Source organism: Pelagimonas phthalicica, assembly GCF_004364805.1.
GTDB classification, from domain to species: Bacteria; Pseudomonadota; Alphaproteobacteria; order Rhodobacterales; family Rhodobacteraceae; genus Pelagimonas; species Pelagimonas phthalicica.
In genome coordinates, this window is the sequence record NZ_SOAP01000001.1 from 1,173,956 (window position 1) to 1,190,015 (window position 16,060).

Here is a 16,060-nt window from a genome sequence, read left to right on the forward strand (position 1 = left end):
TTGCAAAAGTTTTATTTAAAACTTTTGGTTCCGCCGCCTTGGTAGGTCACCTATCCCTTAAGCCTTACCCGCGTATCACCTGAACCACATCCCGCGCCTCAGCGTCGAGAAACATATAGCTCCGCCCTAGCAAGCCCATCTGAGCCTCTTGGTCGAATTTATTCAACCCGCCCTTGCCCCAAAGAGCCTCTCCTTCGGTTAATCCCTGAAGGTGTTCCGCTGCCACCCAAGCCTGGTTTTCCAGAGTAAACTCTGCGGGCAACACGTTGAATGCTGACTCATTATAGGACACCAAGACTGCCCCATCGGTCATGGTGCGAGTCGCAAAATCGGGGTGAAAACCGACAATATCCAGCAGGATCTGCATTGCGGTGTCGATCGCGGCCTGTTCCTCTTTGCCCTTATCAAGGACGCAACAGGTCGAGTGGGAAAACAACACATAATCGTATTTGCTGCCAAAGTAATAGACCATGCGCTCGGAAACAGTTTTCAAATCCGGGATAACCTCAGGCGACCATTTCGGAACCGGCACCCAATCCGGGACCCCTCCCGCTCTGACCAAATTCGCACCCAAAAGGCTTGATAGCGCACCGAACATCAAACTACGCCGCTGCATCACAATCTCCAAATCAACAATCACGTATGCCGCTAAGAAAGCAAAAGGCCCCTCATATTTGAAGGGCCTTCCAAAGCGATCTGACTTTTAGCTCACGCCAGAGCGATATTCACCGCGCTCTCGCGGCCATCGCGGCCGGGTTCGATGTCGAATGTGACTTTCTGGTTGTCCGCCAGGCCGGTCAGGCCCGAGCGTTCGACCGCGGAAATATGAACGAATACGTCCTTGCCGCCGGTTTCAGGGGCAATAAAGCCGTAACCTTTGGTGGTGTTGAACCATTTGACAGTGCCGTTGGCCATTGTCTTTCTCCTATCTCAAATCTGCCCGAACTATTCGGCAGTGTGGCTAAGTCAGTGCTAAATCGATGCCTGACCCTGCGAAGAGTAGAGAAGTCGAAAGAGGTAACGTCGCGCAGATTAGATAAGTTCTATACCGCATAAATGAAAGTCTTTTCTTTGGCAGTCATAAACACGTCACAGTCACGTCAAACAGCTAAAGGCCCGGATCGATGGATCCGGGCCTCTTCATTTCATGTCACGCGGGGCTTAGCCCTTGGTGAATTCCGGATAGGCTTCCATGCCCAGCTCGGCCATGTCGAGACCGGTGATCTCTTCTTCTTCGCCAACCCGGATGCCCATGGTCATCTTGAGGATGAACCAGATCGCAAAGCTGACGGCGAAGACGAACACACCAACCACAACGATCGAGTAGAGCTGCTGGCCGATGGTGGCCGCGTCATTGGTGAAGACAACCGCGATGGTGCCCCAGATACCGGCGAACAGGTGAACCGGGATCGCGCCAACAACGTCGTCGATTTTCAGCTTGTCCAGGAATGGAACCGCGAAGACCACGATCACACCACCAACAGCACCGATCAGAGTGGCCACACCCAGGGTTGGGGTCAGCGGCTCGGCAGTGATCGACACCAGACCGGCCAATGCGCCGTTCAGAACCATGGTCAGGTCGACCTTTTTGTAGAGGATCTGGGTCAGCAGCAGGGCTGCAATCGCACCACCAGCAGCGGCGGTATTGGTGTTAGCAAAGATGCGCGAGATGTCAGCAACGTTACCGGCTGTGTCCATGTAAAGCTGCGAACCGCCGTTGAAGCCGAACCAACCCAGCCACAGGATGAACGTACCCAGAGTTGCCAACGGCAGGTTGGAACCCATGAAGGGAACAGTGCGGCCATCTTTGTACTTGCCCAGACGTGGCCCAAGCAGAAGCGCGCCAGCCAGAGCGGCCCAGCCACCCACAGAGTGCACAACAGTGGAACCAGCGAAGTCCTGGAAGTCAACTTGACCGTCGATACCCGGTGCCAAGAAGCCACCACCCCATTTCCAGGAGGCCTGGATTGGATAGATGAAGGCTGTCAGCAGGATCACGAAGATCAGGAAGGGCCACAGCTTGATACGCTCGGCCAGAGTACCGGACACGATAGACGCGGTGGTGGCACAGAACATCAACTGGAAGAAGAAGTCGGAACCAACAGACGCATAGGTCAGATCAGGTGTGGCTTCGGCCAGGCCAACCGGCTCGAGCACCGCCAGTTTGAACGCGCCGATTACGCCGTCCATGGTCCAGGCGTCACCCGGATACATCAAGTTGTAGCCAACCACGTAATAGGCGATCGCCGCCAGCGAGAACAGCGCGATGTTCTTGGTCAGCTGCATCGTGACGTTCTTGGAGCGCACCAGACCGGCTTCGAGCATGGCAAAGCCTGCGGCCATCCAGAACACCAGGAAACCGGCGACCAGGAACATGAAGGTTGTAAAGATAAAGCCGATCTCTTCGTTCGGCGGCGTGACGTCTGCTTCTTGTGCCAGGCCCAGCGAGGGCAGGGCCAGAAGAACAGCCGCCGAGGCGAGTGTCTTGAAATTCATCATCGTTTCTTCCCTTGATTTCTTGGTCGCGCTTACAGCGCGTCCGCGTCGGTTTCGCCGGTGCGCACCCGCACGGCCTGCGCCACATCCAGAACAAAGATCTTGCCATCGCCGATCTTGCCCGTCTGAGCGGTGGATTTGATGGTATCGACCACTTGATCCGCCATGGAGGCCGATACGACGATCTCCAGCTTGATCTTGGGTACGAAGTTCACAGCGTATTCAGCGCCACGGTAGATTTCGGTGTGACCGGACTGAGAGCCGAAGCCCTTGATTTCGGTCACCATCATGCCGCGCACCCCGATCCCGGTGAGCGCTTCGCGCACCTCTTCGAGTTTGAACGGCTTGATCGTTGCAATGATCAGTTTCACCTTGTTCCCTTTCATCTCATCGGGGTCACCCCCGAGCGTCCCCTCGCGTATTTCGCAAATGCAGAAAAAGCCTGTCGGCGGCGCAGATTGAAGCTTTCAGCCACAAAAACGGGCAACTTCGCGGAAATAGCGCACAAAAAATGCGCACAGCATGGTTAATGCTCAAAATTTAAGCTAAACAAAAAGTGTATATGGCAGTTTGAGGTGGTCAACATTCGCCAAAGAACAAGATAGAATCGTATCAATGAAAACGAGGCACCCGTAGTCGGGCAGCATTCAGGCAGGCAGAATTGATGAGTAACTCAGGACGAAAACCGGGGCGATTGGTGGCGGATAAACGCTATCCGCGTGCAGGTGCCAAGAAACCCACCAAAAAGCCCGCCCCGAAACGCCGCAAACCAGCCAAGCGCAAGACCGCGCGCCGTCGCAATCCCATTGCGGCCTTCTTTATCGGCATCTTTCGCTGGCTCTGGCGGTTGATCTGGCGCACCACTGTCTTTGTCTCGCTGGTTCTGGCGATGATCATCGGCACAGCGGTGTTTTACACCCGTGCGGGCCTGCCCGAAGTCTCTGAAATCGTTGATGGACGCGCGCGCGGCTCTGTCACCCTGCTGGATCGCGATGGCGCGGTCTATGCCCGACGCGGCGATCAATATGGCGGCGCGGTTACAGCTGACGGGGTGTCGAAACACCTGAAAAACGCTATTGTCGCCACCGAGGACAAACGTTTCTACAACCATTTCGGCCTCAGCCCCCGCGGCATTGCCAGCGCGGTGCGCATCAACCTGAGCGAAGGGCGCGGCCCCCTGTCCGGTCATGGCGGCTCGACCCTCACCCAACAGACCGCCAAACTGCTTTGCCTCGGCAATACCTACGACCCCAGCGAATGGGAAAGCGAGTCGGCCTTTGTCGCCGATTGCCGCCGCGGCAATATCCAGCGCAAGATCAAGGAAGCCATCTATGCGATGGCGATGGAAAGTAAGTATTCCAAGGATGACATCCTCGCGATCTATATGAACCGCGCCTATATGGGCGGCGGGGCCTATGGGGCCGAAGCCGCCGCCAAGCGCTATTTCAACAAGACCGCCGCCAGCCTGAACCCAGCCGAATCGGCGATGATTGCCGGGCTGCTGACGGCCCCGACCCGCATGGCCCCCACGGCCAACCTGAAACGCTCGCAAGATCGCGCCGCCACCGTGCTGCGCCTGATGAACGAACAGGGCTATCTCACCGCCGAAGAAACACGGCATTACCAAAACAACCCGGCCACCCTGGCCGCCGAGGCGCAAATGTCTGCCGGGGGTTATTTTGCCGATTGGGTCATGCGCTCGGGCCCTGAATTCTTTACCCGCGACACCACCGAAGACGTGCTGATCCGCACCACACTGGACCAACGCCTGCAGGCCGCCACCGCCGAAGCGGTCAACAAGGTTTTCTCTGAAAAGGTGCGCGAAGGATCCAAGGCCGAGGTCGCCGTGGTGGTCATGTCTGCCGATGGTGCCGTGCGCGCCATGATCGGCGGACGCAAAACCGATGCGTCAGGCCTGTTCAACCGTGCCAGCCAAGCGGTCCGTCAGACCGGTTCCGCCTTCAAACCCTTTGTTTATGCGACCGCTTTGGAACTGGGCTATGGCCCGCTCGACACCGTTTTGGACGAACCGTTCTGTATGAACATCCCTGGTTCCGGCGAATGGTGCCCCAAGAACTACACCAAGACCTTCAAGGGCCGCGTCACCCTGACCGATGCGCTGAAAGACTCGCTCAACATTCCAGCGGTCAAGATTTCCGAATCTGTCGGGCGCGATCTGGTCATGCGGGTCGCCCGCGACTTCGGCATCTATCGCGATCTCAAGGACACACCGTCCATGGCGCTTGGCTCCTCCGAGGCGACCCTGCTCGAGATGACCGGTGCCTATGCAGGCATCCTGAATGGTGGCTCCTCCGTGACGCCCTATGGCCTGACCGAGCTGCGCCTGCGCGGTGATGACACCCCGCTGATGGGGGCCGGCGGCGGCATTGGCGAACGTGTGATCCAGCCTCGCGCCGCGGGCGAGCTGATCTGGATGATGGAAAAGGTCGTCGCCGAAGGCACCGGCGCCCGCGCCCGCCTGTCCGACCGCCCGGTCGCTGGCAAAACCGGCACCAGCCAAGAGGCACGCGATGCCTGGTTTGTCGGCTTTACCGCCGATTACGTGGCCGGTGTCTGGATGGGCTATGATGACAACACCCCGCTGTCGGGCGTCACCGGGGGCGGCTTGCCCGCCGAGATCTGGCGCGAGGTCATGACACGCGTGCACCAAGGCATCCCGGCCAAGCCCTTGCCCTCGCAGGCTCCGGTGGTGCAGGCCCCGGCACCGCAACCAGCCCCGCAGCCCGCGCCACGCGACCAACGCGTGCGAGATTCGATCCTGAACCAGGTTCTGCGCGACATTCTGGGGGGGAATTAACGGCTGTCGCTGACCCAGAGGCCACAACACGCCTTGCCTCAACATGCTAGGCTGCCCTAAGGGAATTGAAATCAAACCGTTCGGACACGCCTTTGCGGCCTGTTTGGCCCCCGCGTGAAAGAGCCCGCCTTGCCCACCGCCCATCCGCTCCCGGTTGCGCCTTTGCGCGTGTTGAAACGCCTCACCCTCATCCTTTGCGGCCCGCTGATCTTTCTTTTCCTTGCGGTGGCCCCCAGTTTCTGCGGCCAAAGGCGCGGGTTTCGCGGTTGGTATTGGCGACGGGTCTCGCGCGCCTGTTCCTGGCTTTTGTGGTTTCTCGACATCCGTGTGATTATCAGCGACAGCGCCCGCGCGGCGCTGGCACAGGACGAAAATAGCGTCATCGCCGTCAACCATCGCAGCCATCTCGATGGGTTCGCCATGCTGCATGTGATCCCGGATCAGAAATGGGTGACTTTTGGTGCCAAGAAAGAGCTCTGCCGCGCCGCCCTGTTAAAACGCGGTTTTCAGGGCGCAGGCCTGCTGGAGATCGACCGTGAGAATGGCCGCCACGCGCTCGACTCGCTGACCGACGCCGTCGCGGCCATGCCACCCCGCCGCTCTCCGATCCTGTTTGTCGAAGGCACCCGTTCCCGCACGCCCGGCCTGCCGCCCTTCAAACCCGGCGCGGTTCTGATTGCCCAGGCCACAAAGCGAGCGGTCCGGCCCTTTGTCATCATTGGATCGGATAAACTGCTGCCACGCGGTGCATTTCTGCCCAAAGCAGGCAGTATCACCATCGACATTCTCGATCAGATCACGCCCGACCCGAGCCAAAGCACTGACGACAATCTCGCCACGCTCCGCCATGCCATGGCCGCCAGCTATGACGCGGCCAGCGGAGAAACAACGCAACTGGACTAGCCTGTGTTTCTCTGGGCCAAAAATATCCCGGGGTGAATTGGTCGCCCCGCGACCAAGAGGGGCGGCGCCCCTCAAAATCCGTCAACGGATTTTGGCTCCGCCCGCCTCACCCGGCTTTGCTCAGATCCTTGATCATCGCATCAATATCGCCGCGCCGCTTATCCAGCATCGCGCCAATCTCGGTGCGTTCGGTCAAAAGCAGGTTCACGCCTTCGATATACATATTGAAGAACAGGTTCTTGCCCGACCGATCCGAGACGTGGAATTTCAGATCAAACGGGGCCTCGCCACGCAGATGCGCGACGGTGGTCACCTCGTAATAATTCTTGACCTTGCGCACACCGGTCACTTCCAACCGGCCGCCAATGAATTCGCGAAAGCGCTTGCCGTATTTGCGCGACATGTAGCCGGTAAAGGCCTTGGTAAAGGCCTTTTTCTGCCCACCACTGGCCCGGCGACCATCAGCCCCCATGGCATAGGCCGCCACATAAGACAGATCGGCGTAACGTTTGAACACTTTCTCAAACTCGCCAATCATCGCCTTTTCCGATTTGCCGGAATCGATGATCTTGTTGATCGCGCCCACCAGCTTGCCAACCAAGGCGCTGGCCTGTGACTCATTCAGCGCCCAGGCCGCGCCTGGCATTGCCAACGCGGCTGTTGTTCCCAGAACAAATGTGCGGCGGGTCACATCAAACGCCATACTCAAAATCCTTCCGTATCCAGCGCCAGCGGGTCGATTTCATCCGCCGGGGCCTCTTCACCCAGTTCATAGCGCCGGTTCTGCAAATAGATCAGCCTTAGCTGAGCATAAGAATCCGCGCTTTCATAGTAGATGGAATCGACAGTATCCGCGAAACGCCCCCGATCGCCCACCTTGGACAGGACATAAGCACTGGTTCCCAAACTGCTATATTCAGACGGAATCACATAATCGAGCGGATTGGTGAAGAAGTCGACCACGATACCGGCGGTATCCCGCTCGGTCGAAGGGCCAAGGAAGGGCAATTCCATATAGGCCCCTTCGGGCACGCCCCACACGGCCAGGGTTTCGCCAAAATCGCTGTTATCCTCGGGGATGCCGAAATCGGTGGCCACATCCGCCAAACCGGCAAAGCCCAAGGTCGCGTTGATTGCGAAACGCACCGTGTTGCGGGTGGCCGGGCCAGGACGCCCCTGCAGGATCTGGTTCACCACCGTGCCGGGCAAAGCCACCGTATCGGCAAAGTTGCTGACATTGTCCTGCACGCCTTCGGGCACCACAGTCGCGTACCCAACCCCCGCGCTGCGCAGCACCTTTTGATCGATCTTGCGGTTAAAGGCATGCACTTTGCGGTTGGTCTGCTCATGAGGGTCATGCACCCCATCAGGGGCCTCGCCGGGTCCGGGAACCGAACAGGCCGACAGGCTCACCAAAATCAAAGTGGCCAAAGACGCACGCATCTGGACCATCCGCAAAAAACCTCTTCTAATTCCTTGGGGAAGCGGCAGCATTCCCATAAAAGGCTACTTAGTAACTTTTTACATAAGACCCAATGCGATCATCTGGTTTCAATAACCCTGTGACACATTGGCGACATGCCGCCCAGCTTGCCCGGATTTCGCCCGGGCGGCAACCTAGGAAACCAGAGTAGAACAACCCGGATGAACAAAGATCTAATCAAAGCAGGTCGGGACGAATTGCGCGCCGCCATGCGCCAGAACAGACCGTATTTCTGGTTTGCCGCCATCTTTAGCGCATTTGTAAACCTGCTGATGCTGACCGGGCCGATGTATATGATGCAGGTCTATGACCGTGTGCTTGGCTCGCGCTCCGAAGCAACGCTGATCGCGCTCTCTGTGCTTGTGGTCTTTCTCTATTCCATGATGGGGATTTTGGATTTTGTACGTGGGCGCGTCATGGGGCGGGTTGCAGCGCGGTTCCAATCGGCACTGGATCTGCGGGTCTTTGATGCGGTGCTGCGCCGCTCGGCGGTGAAGCCGGATCAATTGGCGCAAACCGGGCTGCGTGATCTGGAATCCGTCCAACGTTTGATGTCATCACCCGTCTTGCTGGCGCTGTTCGATATCCCCTGGACGCCGGTTTTCCTCATCGGGATCATGATCTTTCACCCCTGGCTTGGCATTCTGGCCTTTGTGGGCGGCGGTTTTCTGATCGTGGTGACGGTCATCAACCAGATGGTCACCCGCGCCCCCAGCCTGAAATCCAACATGATGGTGATGCAGGCGGAAAACTCCGCCCAGCAGATCCAGTCCGAGGCCGAGATGGTACAAGCGCTTGGCATGCGCAAGAACGCCTTTCAGCGCTGGATGGTGGCCCGGTCCCAAGCCTTGGCCGGGCAAATCGGCAGTTCGGACCTGACCGGCTCGTTCTCGACGCTCACCAAAACGTTCCGTCTGCTCTTGCAATCGGCGATGCTGGGGCTTGGGGCCTATCTGGTCTTGCAAGGCGAGCTGTCGCCCGGTGCGATGATTGCCGGTTCTATCCTGATGGGCCGCGCGCTGGCTCCGGTGGAACAGGCGATTGGCCAATGGCCTGCCGTGGAACGTGCCCGCAAAGGCTGGGAGAACCTGTCGCAGCTTTTGGGTGAAATGCCCGAAGAGAAAGAGCGCACCGAACTGCCCTACCCCCAGGCCAAGCTCGATGTGCAGCAGTTGACCGTGGTGCCGCCGGGTGAACAACAGGCCTCGCTGCGCATGGTGTCATTCATGCTGCAACCGGGGCAGGCTGTCGGCGTGATCGGGCCGTCAGGCTCGGGCAAATCCACATTGGCGCGCGCCTTGACCGGCATTTGGCGCCCGGCAGCGGGCAAGATCCGGCTGGATGGCGCAACGATTGACCAATATGGGCCCGACACGTTGGGCCAGTTGATTGGCTATCTCCCACAGCGGGTGACCCTGTTTGACGGCACCATCGCCGAAAACATTGCCCGCCTCTCGCCCAATCCCGACGCAGAAAGAATCGTCGACGCCGCGCGCAAGGCGGATGCGCATGAGATGATCCTGAAACTGCCCGATGGCTATGACACCAAGGTCACCGCCGCGGGTGGTCGCCTGTCCGGGGGGCAGATCCAGCGGATCGGCCTGGCCCGCGCCATGTATGGCGATCCGGTCTTGCTCGTGCTCGACGAACCCAATTCCAACCTCGACAATGAAGGCTCCGAGGCGGTGAACCGCGCCATTCGCGGTTTCAAAGAGGCCGGGAAATCAGTGCTGATCATGGCCCATCGCCCCGCCGCCATCCGAGAATGTGACCTGCTGCTGATGATCGAAAACGGCACCCGCACCGCCTTTGGCCCCAAGGATCAGGTGCTCAAGGATATGGTCAAGAACCACCAGCAAATCCAACAAGCCCCAACACAGGGAGGTGTGCGATGAGCAGCGGACAATATTCCATGCGGTTCCACATGACTCTGGGCCTTGTGGCCCTGTTGGTTCTGGTGGGCGGGTTTGGCACCTGGGCCACCACCACCAATATTTCCGGCGCGATCATTGCCAGCGGCTCAATCGAGGTCGATCAGAACCGGCAGATTGTTCAGCATCTGGATGGCGGCATTGTCGCGGAAATCCTTGTTGATGAGGGCGACACGGTCGAGGCCGGGCAGGTTCTGCTGCGCTTGGACCCGACTTTGTTGCTTTCAGAGCTGGCCATTGCCGATGGGGCGTTTTTCGAACTCAGCGCACGCTCGGCCCGGCTCAAGGCGGAACGTGACGGTGCAGATGACATCGCCTTTCCGGCTGAGGTTTTGCAACGAGCCGAGCAAGACAGCGAAGTGCGCGATCTGGTGACCGGACAGGAAAACCTGTTCAACGCCCGCCGTATCACCATCACCCGCGAAGTCGAACAGCTGAGCAAACGCAAGGATCAAATTCAGGATCAGGTCCGGGGGATCGAAGCCCAGCAAGCGGCGCTGTCAACGCAATTGGGCTTGATCGAGCAAGAGCTGTCGGATCAGCGCAAATTGCTTGAAAAGGGTTTGGCCCAGGCCAGCCGCGTTTTGAACCTGCAACGCGAAGAGGCCAATCTGGCGGGCCAAGTCGGGCAATTGCAGGCGCAAAAGGCCCAGGCCGAGGGGCGGATCACCGAGATCGACATTCAGATGCTCAGCCTTGAATCCCAGCAGCGCGAAGAGGCCATCACCACCCTGCGCGACCTGCAATTGCGCGAGCGCGAACAGGCCGAACAGCGCAACGCCCTGCGCGAACGTCTCAGCCGGATGGAAATCCGCGCTCCGGTCTCGGGCGTGGTCTATGGGCTGGCGGTCTTTACCCCGCGCTCGGTCATTCGCCCGGCGGATCCGGTGCTCTATCTCGTCCCGCAAGACCGCCCACTGGTCATCGCCGCACAGGTGGAGCCGATCCATATCGACCAGCTTTTTGTCGAACAGGACGTATCGCTGCGCTTTTCCTCATTGGATCAAAAGCAGACTCCGGAACTGTTTGGCCATGTGGTGCAGATTTCGGCGGATGCGTTTGAGGATCAAAGCTCGCAAATCCGCTATTACCGCGCCGAGATCGTGTTGAATGAGGACGAGATCACCCGCCTGCCCGAAGGCGCAACCCTGATCCCCGGCATGCCGGTGGAGGCGTTTATCCGCACCGAGGATCGCACCCCGCTGGGCTATCTGGTCAAGCCTTTCACCGACTACCTCGCCCATGCCTTCCGCGAGAGCTGACTGTTGTTAAGCGGTGCCTGCCAAGGCAGGCGCTTGATCAGCCCCTGACGGGGCGCGATGGGCGGAAGGTGACGTGCATATTGTCGGTCTTGCAAGACACGAGGCCCAATTGAGTATTTTGGCCAAGAAGAAGCATGGGGGCTTTTCTTTGCCACGCCCCAAGACTAGCGTCGCGCGCAATCTAAGGAGGGATTCTGATGAGCAATCCAATCGAAACGCGCCTGACTGAACTGGGTCTGACCTTGCCCGACGCACCGGCCCCCGCGGCCAACTATGTGCCTTACGTGCTCAGCGGCAATATGCTGTTTGTCTCCGGCCAGATCAGCATCGGGCCGGACGGGTTCATCACCGGCAAGGTCGGCGATGATCTGAGCGTTGAACAAGGCGCAGACGCCGCCAAAGCCTGCGCGCTGAGCCTGCTGGCGCAAGTGCGCGCGGCCTGTGGCGGTGATCTGACGCGCTTGAAGCGGGTTGTAAAACTGACCGGTTTCGTGAACTCCCACGGCGATTTTGCCGACCAGCCCAAGGTGATCAACGGCGCATCTGACGTGCTGGTAGACATCCTCGGCGACGCAGGTCGACATTCCCGCTCGGCCGTGTCCGCAGCTGCGCTTCCTTTCAACGTTGCCGTTGAAATCGAAGGCATCTTCGAGCTGGCCTGATGCTGCCTCGCACCTTGTTGGAACGCCCGGTTGCGCATCGGGCATTCCATGATGTGACCCAGGCCCGCCCCGAAAATTCGCGCGCGGCGATCCGTGCCGCGATTGCGGCGGGCTATGGGATTGAAATTGACCTGCAATTGTCGCGCGACGGGCAGGCCATGGTGTTTCACGATTACGATATGGCGCGCCTGACCGGTGTCGCCGGCCCCATTCAGCTTCGATCAGCCCCAGAGCTGGCGGAAACGCAATTGCTGCACGGGGATGAAGGGGTGCCGACCTTTGAGGAAGTGTTGCGGATCGTTGCGGGCCAGGTGCCCTTGCTGATCGAGGTCAAGGATCAGGATGGCGGCATGGGCCCCAATATCGGCGCTTTGGAGCACGCCACGGTCGCCGCGCTGGATGGGTATCAGGGCGATGTGGCGCTGATGTCCTTCAACCCGCATTCGGTGGCCGAACTCGCGCGGCTTGCCCCGCAGCGGCCACGCGGTCTGACGACGTGCAGTTTCTTGCCCGAGGAATGGCAGGTGATCCGCCCGGCCCGGTTGGAGGAGTTGCGCACCATTCCCGATTATGATCGGGTGGGGGCCTGTTTCATCAGCCATAACTGCAATGATCTGTCCAACCCACGGGTGGCAGAGCTAAAGGCGCAAGGCGTGCCGATCCTGTGTTGGACCGTGCGGTCGCCCGAGCAAGAGGCAGAGGCGCGCGAAATTGCGGATAATGTGACATTCGAGGGCTATACCGCCTGATCCAACCTTGATTGATCCGGCGAAAACGCCAGATTGGATCGCATGGAAGATCACGCGCCCCTTACCGTCAACATCTTGTCTTCGCTGGATCAAATCGCGACCCAGGAATGGGATGCCTGTGCTTGCCCCGAAGCGGCAGAGGGTCGCCCGCTGGACCCGTTCACGACCTACCGGTTTCTGTCAGCCCTTGAAAAAAGCGGCTCGGTCGGGCCGGGAACCGGGTGGGAGCCGCGCTATCTGGTGGTGGAAAAGGCTGGCCTTCCGATTGCGGTCTCGCCTCTTTACGCCAAGGGGCACAGTCAGGGTGAGTATATCTTTGACCACAATTGGGCCCATGCCTTGGAACAGGCTGGGGGGCGTTATTACCCCAAGCTGCAAATCGCCGTGCCCTTTACCCCGGCCACTGGTCGCCGCTTTCTGACCCGTCCGGGCTATGAGGCCGAGGGCATGTCGGCGCTGATCCAGGGGGCCGTGCAATTTGGGGCCGATAATGAGCTGTCATCGCTGCACATCACCTTTTGCACCGAGGATGAGGCGCTGGCCGGGGAGCAGATGGGCTTGCTGCGCCGCGCCTCGCAGCAGTTTCATTGGGTGAATGACGGGTATGCCGACTTTGACGCTTTCCTTGCCTCACTCAGTTCGCGTAAGCGCAAGAATATCCGCAAGGAGCGCTTGAAGGCGCAAAGTTTTGGCGGCGAGATCGAGGTGCTTAGTGGGGATCAGATCCAACCCCATCACTGGGATGCCTTCTGGATGTTCTATCAGGATACCGGGGCGCGAAAATGGGGGTCGCCCTATCTGACCCGGGCGTTTTTCGACATTGCGCAAGAGTGGCTGCGCGACGATATCGTGCTGGTGATATGCACCCGAGAGGGGCGTCCCGTGGCCGGGGCGCTGAACTTTGTCGGGCGCGACACGCTTTTTGGGCGCTATTGGGGCTGTGTCGAAGATCATCCCTGCCTGCATTTCGAAGCATGTTACTATCAGGCCATCGATTACGCGATTCAGCATAGGATGCGCCGGGTCGAGGCCGGGGCGCAGGGCGAACATAAACTAGCGCGGGGCTATCTGCCCGTCGTGACCCATTCCCTGCATTGGCTGGCCAATCCGGGCTTTTCCGACGCGGTGGCACGTTATCTTGAGGCAGAACGCGCGGCGATCGATGAGGATATTGAAATCTTGACGGCTTATGGACCGTTTCGACGCGAGATTCGGGAGGAACAGGAATGAGCGAGATTTTGTCAGAAACCGCGCGCAAGACCGTGCTGGCACCGCTGTTCGAGAGCGGGTGGAAAATGACCGAAGGGCGTGATGCGCTTGAGAAAACCTTTGTGTTCAAGGATTTTCCTGAGGCCTTTGCCTTTATGACTCGGGCGGCGCTTTGGGCGGAAAAATGGGATCACCATCCGGATTGGAGCAACAGTTACAAGCGGGTGAGCGTGCAGTTGGCCACCCATGATGTGGGCGGGATTTCGGCACTGGATGCGAAACTGGCGCGCAAGATGGACAGTCTCGTCGATTCTGACTGATCCGTGGCCTGAAAGGGACCGCATCCAAATTCCGTCGACGGAATTTGCAAAATCCATGCATGGATTTTGAGGCACCCGGATTTGACCACGCGTGCCCCAGTTTTGTTGAACACGCCTAGGGTCAGGACGCATTGATTTGGCACCACTGGCGCAGGAAGGGCAATAAAGCAGAGGTTTTGGACGCGCAGGAACTGGCGGGGTCAATTGCAAGCGGTCAAAGCCGCTGCTTTGCAGCGCTTCCTGCGTCTGTCTCCCCAAAGGGGAGCCAATGTAAATGGCGCACCTCTGGTGCGACAGATTTACCTGATCTCGCCCCTGAACTGCGTTACACCGCCTTGAAATACAACCAGTACTTCCGCGCCGATGTGCCTTGTCAGGAACAAGATCAGGTAAACAAGTGGCGCAAAAGCAATGCATCCTGACCCTAAAGCGCGTCGCGCATCGCCTCGCCGCCAGAGATGTCACAGACGCCGGGGTTTTCCTCAAGGTGCAGCACCTTGACCTCGCCGTCTTCGGCCATCAGCGCATAGCGTTTGGACCGGTTGATCAACCCGACAGGCGGGGCAGAGAAATCCATGCCAATGGCGGTGGTGAAACCGGCTTCGGCATCCCCCAACATGGTGATGCCCGCCGCGCTGGCACCGGTTGATTCGCCCCAGGCGGCCATGACGAACGGGTCGTTTACCGACAGGCAAATCACCTCATCCACGCCTTTGGCTGCCAGATCCTCGCGCACGCGCATGAAGCTTGGAACATGGGCCGAGCTGCAGGTGCCGGTATAGGCTCCGGGCAGGCCAAAAATCACCACTTTGCGCCCTGCGGTCAGGCTGCTCATCGCCACTTGCTCGGGCCCTTCGGCCCCCATGCGGCACAGTTGCGCCTCTGGCAGTTTGTCCCCTACTGAAATCGACATTGTCCTGGTCGCCCTTATGATTGCGTTTTCTATGGTTTGGACGGTAGTTTGCCCGCAAGGAATAGCAAGAGGTGTGCGATGAAAGATGTGGTTGTGATCGGAGCCGGGCAAGCGGCCGCGTCTCTGGTGGCGCGCCTGCGTGGCAAAGGGTTTGACGGAAAGATCACCGTGTTCGGGGATGAACCGCAACCGCCCTATCAGCGCCCGCCGCTGTCCAAGGCCTATTTGCTGGGCGACATGGCGCTGGAACGTTTGTTCCTACGCCCCGAAAGCTTTTATGCCGAGAATGATATTGAACTGCATTGCAGTACACGCGTCGACAGCGTCGATCGCGATGCCAAGACCGTTACGGCAGGTGATCAGACTGTGGCCTATGACCATCTGGTTTTCTGCACCGGGTCAGACCCGCGCCGGTTGCCTGCCGCGATTGGGGGTGATCTGGAGGGCGTCTTGGTTGTGCGCAGCCTGGCGGATGTCGATGCCATGGCCCCGCGCTGTGTCGCAGGGGCCAAGGTTCTGATTGTCGGCGGCGGATATATCGGGCTTGAGGCGGCGGCGGTTGCTGCGAAACTTGGTCTGAAGGTGACGCTGGTCGAAGCGGCGGATCGCATCCTGCAACGGGTGGCCGCGCCGGAAACCTCGGATTATTTTCGCGCCCTGCACCAATCCCATGGCGTTGATCTGCGCGAGGGCTGCGGATTGGCGCGTTTGACTGGCGATGGGGCCGTGAGCGGGGCCGAGCTGAGCGACGGCACCACGCTGGAGGTTGATTTTGTCATCGTCGGCGTCGGCATCACGCCGGGCAGTGGTCTGGCCGAGGCAGCAGGGCTAGAGATCGAGAACGGCATCAAGGTGGACGCACAGGGGCGCACATCTGACCCGGCGATCTGGGCGGCAGGTGACTGCGCCAGCTTCCCAGCAGCAGGCGGTCAGATGCGCCTGGAAAGCGTCGGTAACGCGGTGGATATGGCCGAGCTGGTGGCGGATAACATCATGGGGGCGGGTCAGGACTATGTTGCCAAGCCCTGGTTCTGGTCAGATCAATATGATGTGAAACTGCAAATCGCCGGGCTGAACACCGGTTATGATCGCGTCGTGGTGCGCGATGGCGAGGACGGGCCGCGCTCACATTGGTATTATGCTGGCGAGACCCTTCTGGCGGTGGATGCGATGAATGATCCGCGCGGCTATATGGTTGGCAAGCGCTTGATCGAGGCCGGGAAATCGCCTGCAGCCGAGCAGGTTGCCGACCTGTCGGTTGAGCTGAAAACCCTGTTGAAGGCCTGATAGGGATGGGGACGCCGCTTGTGCCAA

The 16,060-nt window shown here is 59.3% G+C and carries 16 protein-coding genes; 9 read left to right on the forward strand and 7 right to left on the reverse strand.

The genetic code is table 11. The features are described from left to right. Positions 1 to 64: 64 nt before the first annotated feature. The 4 genes from CLV87_RS05830 to CLV87_RS05845 form a co-directional block, all read right to left on the reverse strand. On the reverse strand, positions 65 to 616 hold the full coding sequence (locus CLV87_RS05830; protein WP_133840702.1) for a hypothetical protein: 552 nt from the start codon (positions 614 to 616) through the stop codon (positions 65 to 67). Between the two features lie 92 nt (positions 617 to 708). Then, positions 709 to 915, reverse strand: a complete 207-nt coding sequence (locus CLV87_RS05835) for a cold-shock protein (protein WP_099242866.1) — start codon at positions 913 to 915, stop codon at positions 709 to 711. Between the two features lie 246 nt (positions 916 to 1,161). Next, complete coding sequence (amt, locus tag CLV87_RS05840) at positions 1,162 to 2,499, reverse strand: ammonium transporter (RefSeq protein ID WP_099242864.1); 1,338 nt, start codon at positions 2,497 to 2,499, stop codon at positions 1,162 to 1,164. A gap of 29 nt (positions 2,500 to 2,528) precedes the next feature. After that, positions 2,529 to 2,867 carry a P-II family nitrogen regulator gene (locus tag CLV87_RS05845; RefSeq protein ID WP_099244701.1) on the reverse strand — a complete coding sequence of 113 codons (339 nt, stop codon included), beginning with the start codon at positions 2,865 to 2,867 and terminating at the stop codon, positions 2,529 to 2,531. Positions 2,868 to 3,160: 293 nt separating this feature from the next. On the opposite strand from CLV87_RS05845, the gene CLV87_RS05850 reads away from it, so the two are divergent. Beyond that, the gene (locus tag CLV87_RS05850; protein WP_176556013.1) at positions 3,161 to 5,314 is read left to right on the forward strand and encodes a transglycosylase domain-containing protein; all 2,154 of its coding nucleotides are present in this window, start codon (positions 3,161 to 3,163) and stop codon (positions 5,312 to 5,314) included. Between the two features lie 129 nt (positions 5,315 to 5,443). Continuing rightward, positions 5,444 to 6,217 (forward strand): lysophospholipid acyltransferase family protein, encoded by a 774-nt coding sequence (locus CLV87_RS05855; protein WP_166652679.1) that lies wholly within the window; start codon positions 5,444 to 5,446, stop codon positions 6,215 to 6,217. Positions 6,218 to 6,323: 106 nt separating this feature from the next. On the opposite strand, the gene CLV87_RS05860 is transcribed toward CLV87_RS05855, so the two are convergent. Together CLV87_RS05860 and CLV87_RS05865 are read right to left on the reverse strand one after the other, a co-directional pair. Further along, entirely contained in the window at positions 6,324 to 6,920 is a 597-nt protein-coding gene (locus CLV87_RS05860; RefSeq protein WP_099242858.1) for an MlaC/ttg2D family ABC transporter substrate-binding protein, read from the reverse strand. A gap of 2 nt (positions 6,921 to 6,922) precedes the next feature. Then, positions 6,923 to 7,669 carry an MlaA family lipoprotein gene (locus tag CLV87_RS05865; protein WP_099242856.1) on the reverse strand — a complete coding sequence of 249 codons (747 nt, stop codon included), beginning with the start codon at positions 7,667 to 7,669 and terminating at the stop codon, positions 6,923 to 6,925. Between the two features lie 192 nt (positions 7,670 to 7,861). On the opposite strand from CLV87_RS05865, the gene CLV87_RS05870 reads away from it, so the two are divergent. The 6 genes from CLV87_RS05870 (at position 7,862) to CLV87_RS05895 (ending at position 13,833) form a co-directional block, all read left to right on the forward strand. Beyond that, entirely contained in the window at positions 7,862 to 9,595 is a 1,734-nt protein-coding gene (locus tag CLV87_RS05870; protein WP_099242854.1) for a type I secretion system permease/ATPase, read from the forward strand. Next, the gene (locus CLV87_RS05875) at positions 9,592 to 10,893 is read left to right on the forward strand and encodes an HlyD family type I secretion periplasmic adaptor subunit (RefSeq protein WP_099242852.1); all 1,302 of its coding nucleotides are present in this window, start codon (positions 9,592 to 9,594) and stop codon (positions 10,891 to 10,893) included. Before CLV87_RS05870 ends, CLV87_RS05875 begins: the two co-directional genes overlap by 4 nt. 197 nt (positions 10,894 to 11,090) lie before the next feature. After that, positions 11,091 to 11,555: a RidA family protein gene (locus CLV87_RS05880; RefSeq protein ID WP_099242850.1), complete on the forward strand. Its 465-nt coding sequence runs from the start codon at positions 11,091 to 11,093 to the stop codon at positions 11,553 to 11,555. Then, positions 11,555 to 12,304, forward strand: a complete 750-nt coding sequence (locus tag CLV87_RS05885) for a glycerophosphodiester phosphodiesterase family protein (RefSeq protein ID WP_099242848.1) — start codon at positions 11,555 to 11,557, stop codon at positions 12,302 to 12,304. Before CLV87_RS05880 ends, CLV87_RS05885 begins: the two co-directional genes overlap by 1 nt. Before the next feature lie 42 nt (positions 12,305 to 12,346). Further along, a complete protein-coding gene (locus CLV87_RS05890) occupies positions 12,347 to 13,534 on the forward strand; it encodes a GNAT family N-acetyltransferase (protein WP_099242846.1) in 1,188 nt (395 codons plus the stop codon). Next, complete coding sequence (locus CLV87_RS05895) at positions 13,531 to 13,833, forward strand: 4a-hydroxytetrahydrobiopterin dehydratase (RefSeq protein ID WP_099242844.1); 303 nt, start codon at positions 13,531 to 13,533, stop codon at positions 13,831 to 13,833. The genes CLV87_RS05890 and CLV87_RS05895 overlap by 4 nt, the downstream gene beginning before the upstream one ends. Before the next feature lie 424 nt (positions 13,834 to 14,257). Here CLV87_RS05895 and CLV87_RS05905 read toward each other — a convergent pair whose 3' ends face one another. Further along, a complete protein-coding gene (locus tag CLV87_RS05905) occupies positions 14,258 to 14,746 on the reverse strand; it encodes a peroxiredoxin (protein WP_099242840.1) in 489 nt (162 codons plus the stop codon). 78 nt (positions 14,747 to 14,824) lie between these two features. Between CLV87_RS05905 and CLV87_RS05910 the strand changes: the two genes are divergently transcribed. After that, a complete protein-coding gene (locus tag CLV87_RS05910; protein ID WP_099242838.1) occupies positions 14,825 to 16,033 on the forward strand; it encodes an NAD(P)/FAD-dependent oxidoreductase in 1,209 nt (402 codons plus the stop codon). The last annotated feature ends 27 nt before the right edge of the window (positions 16,034 to 16,060 follow it).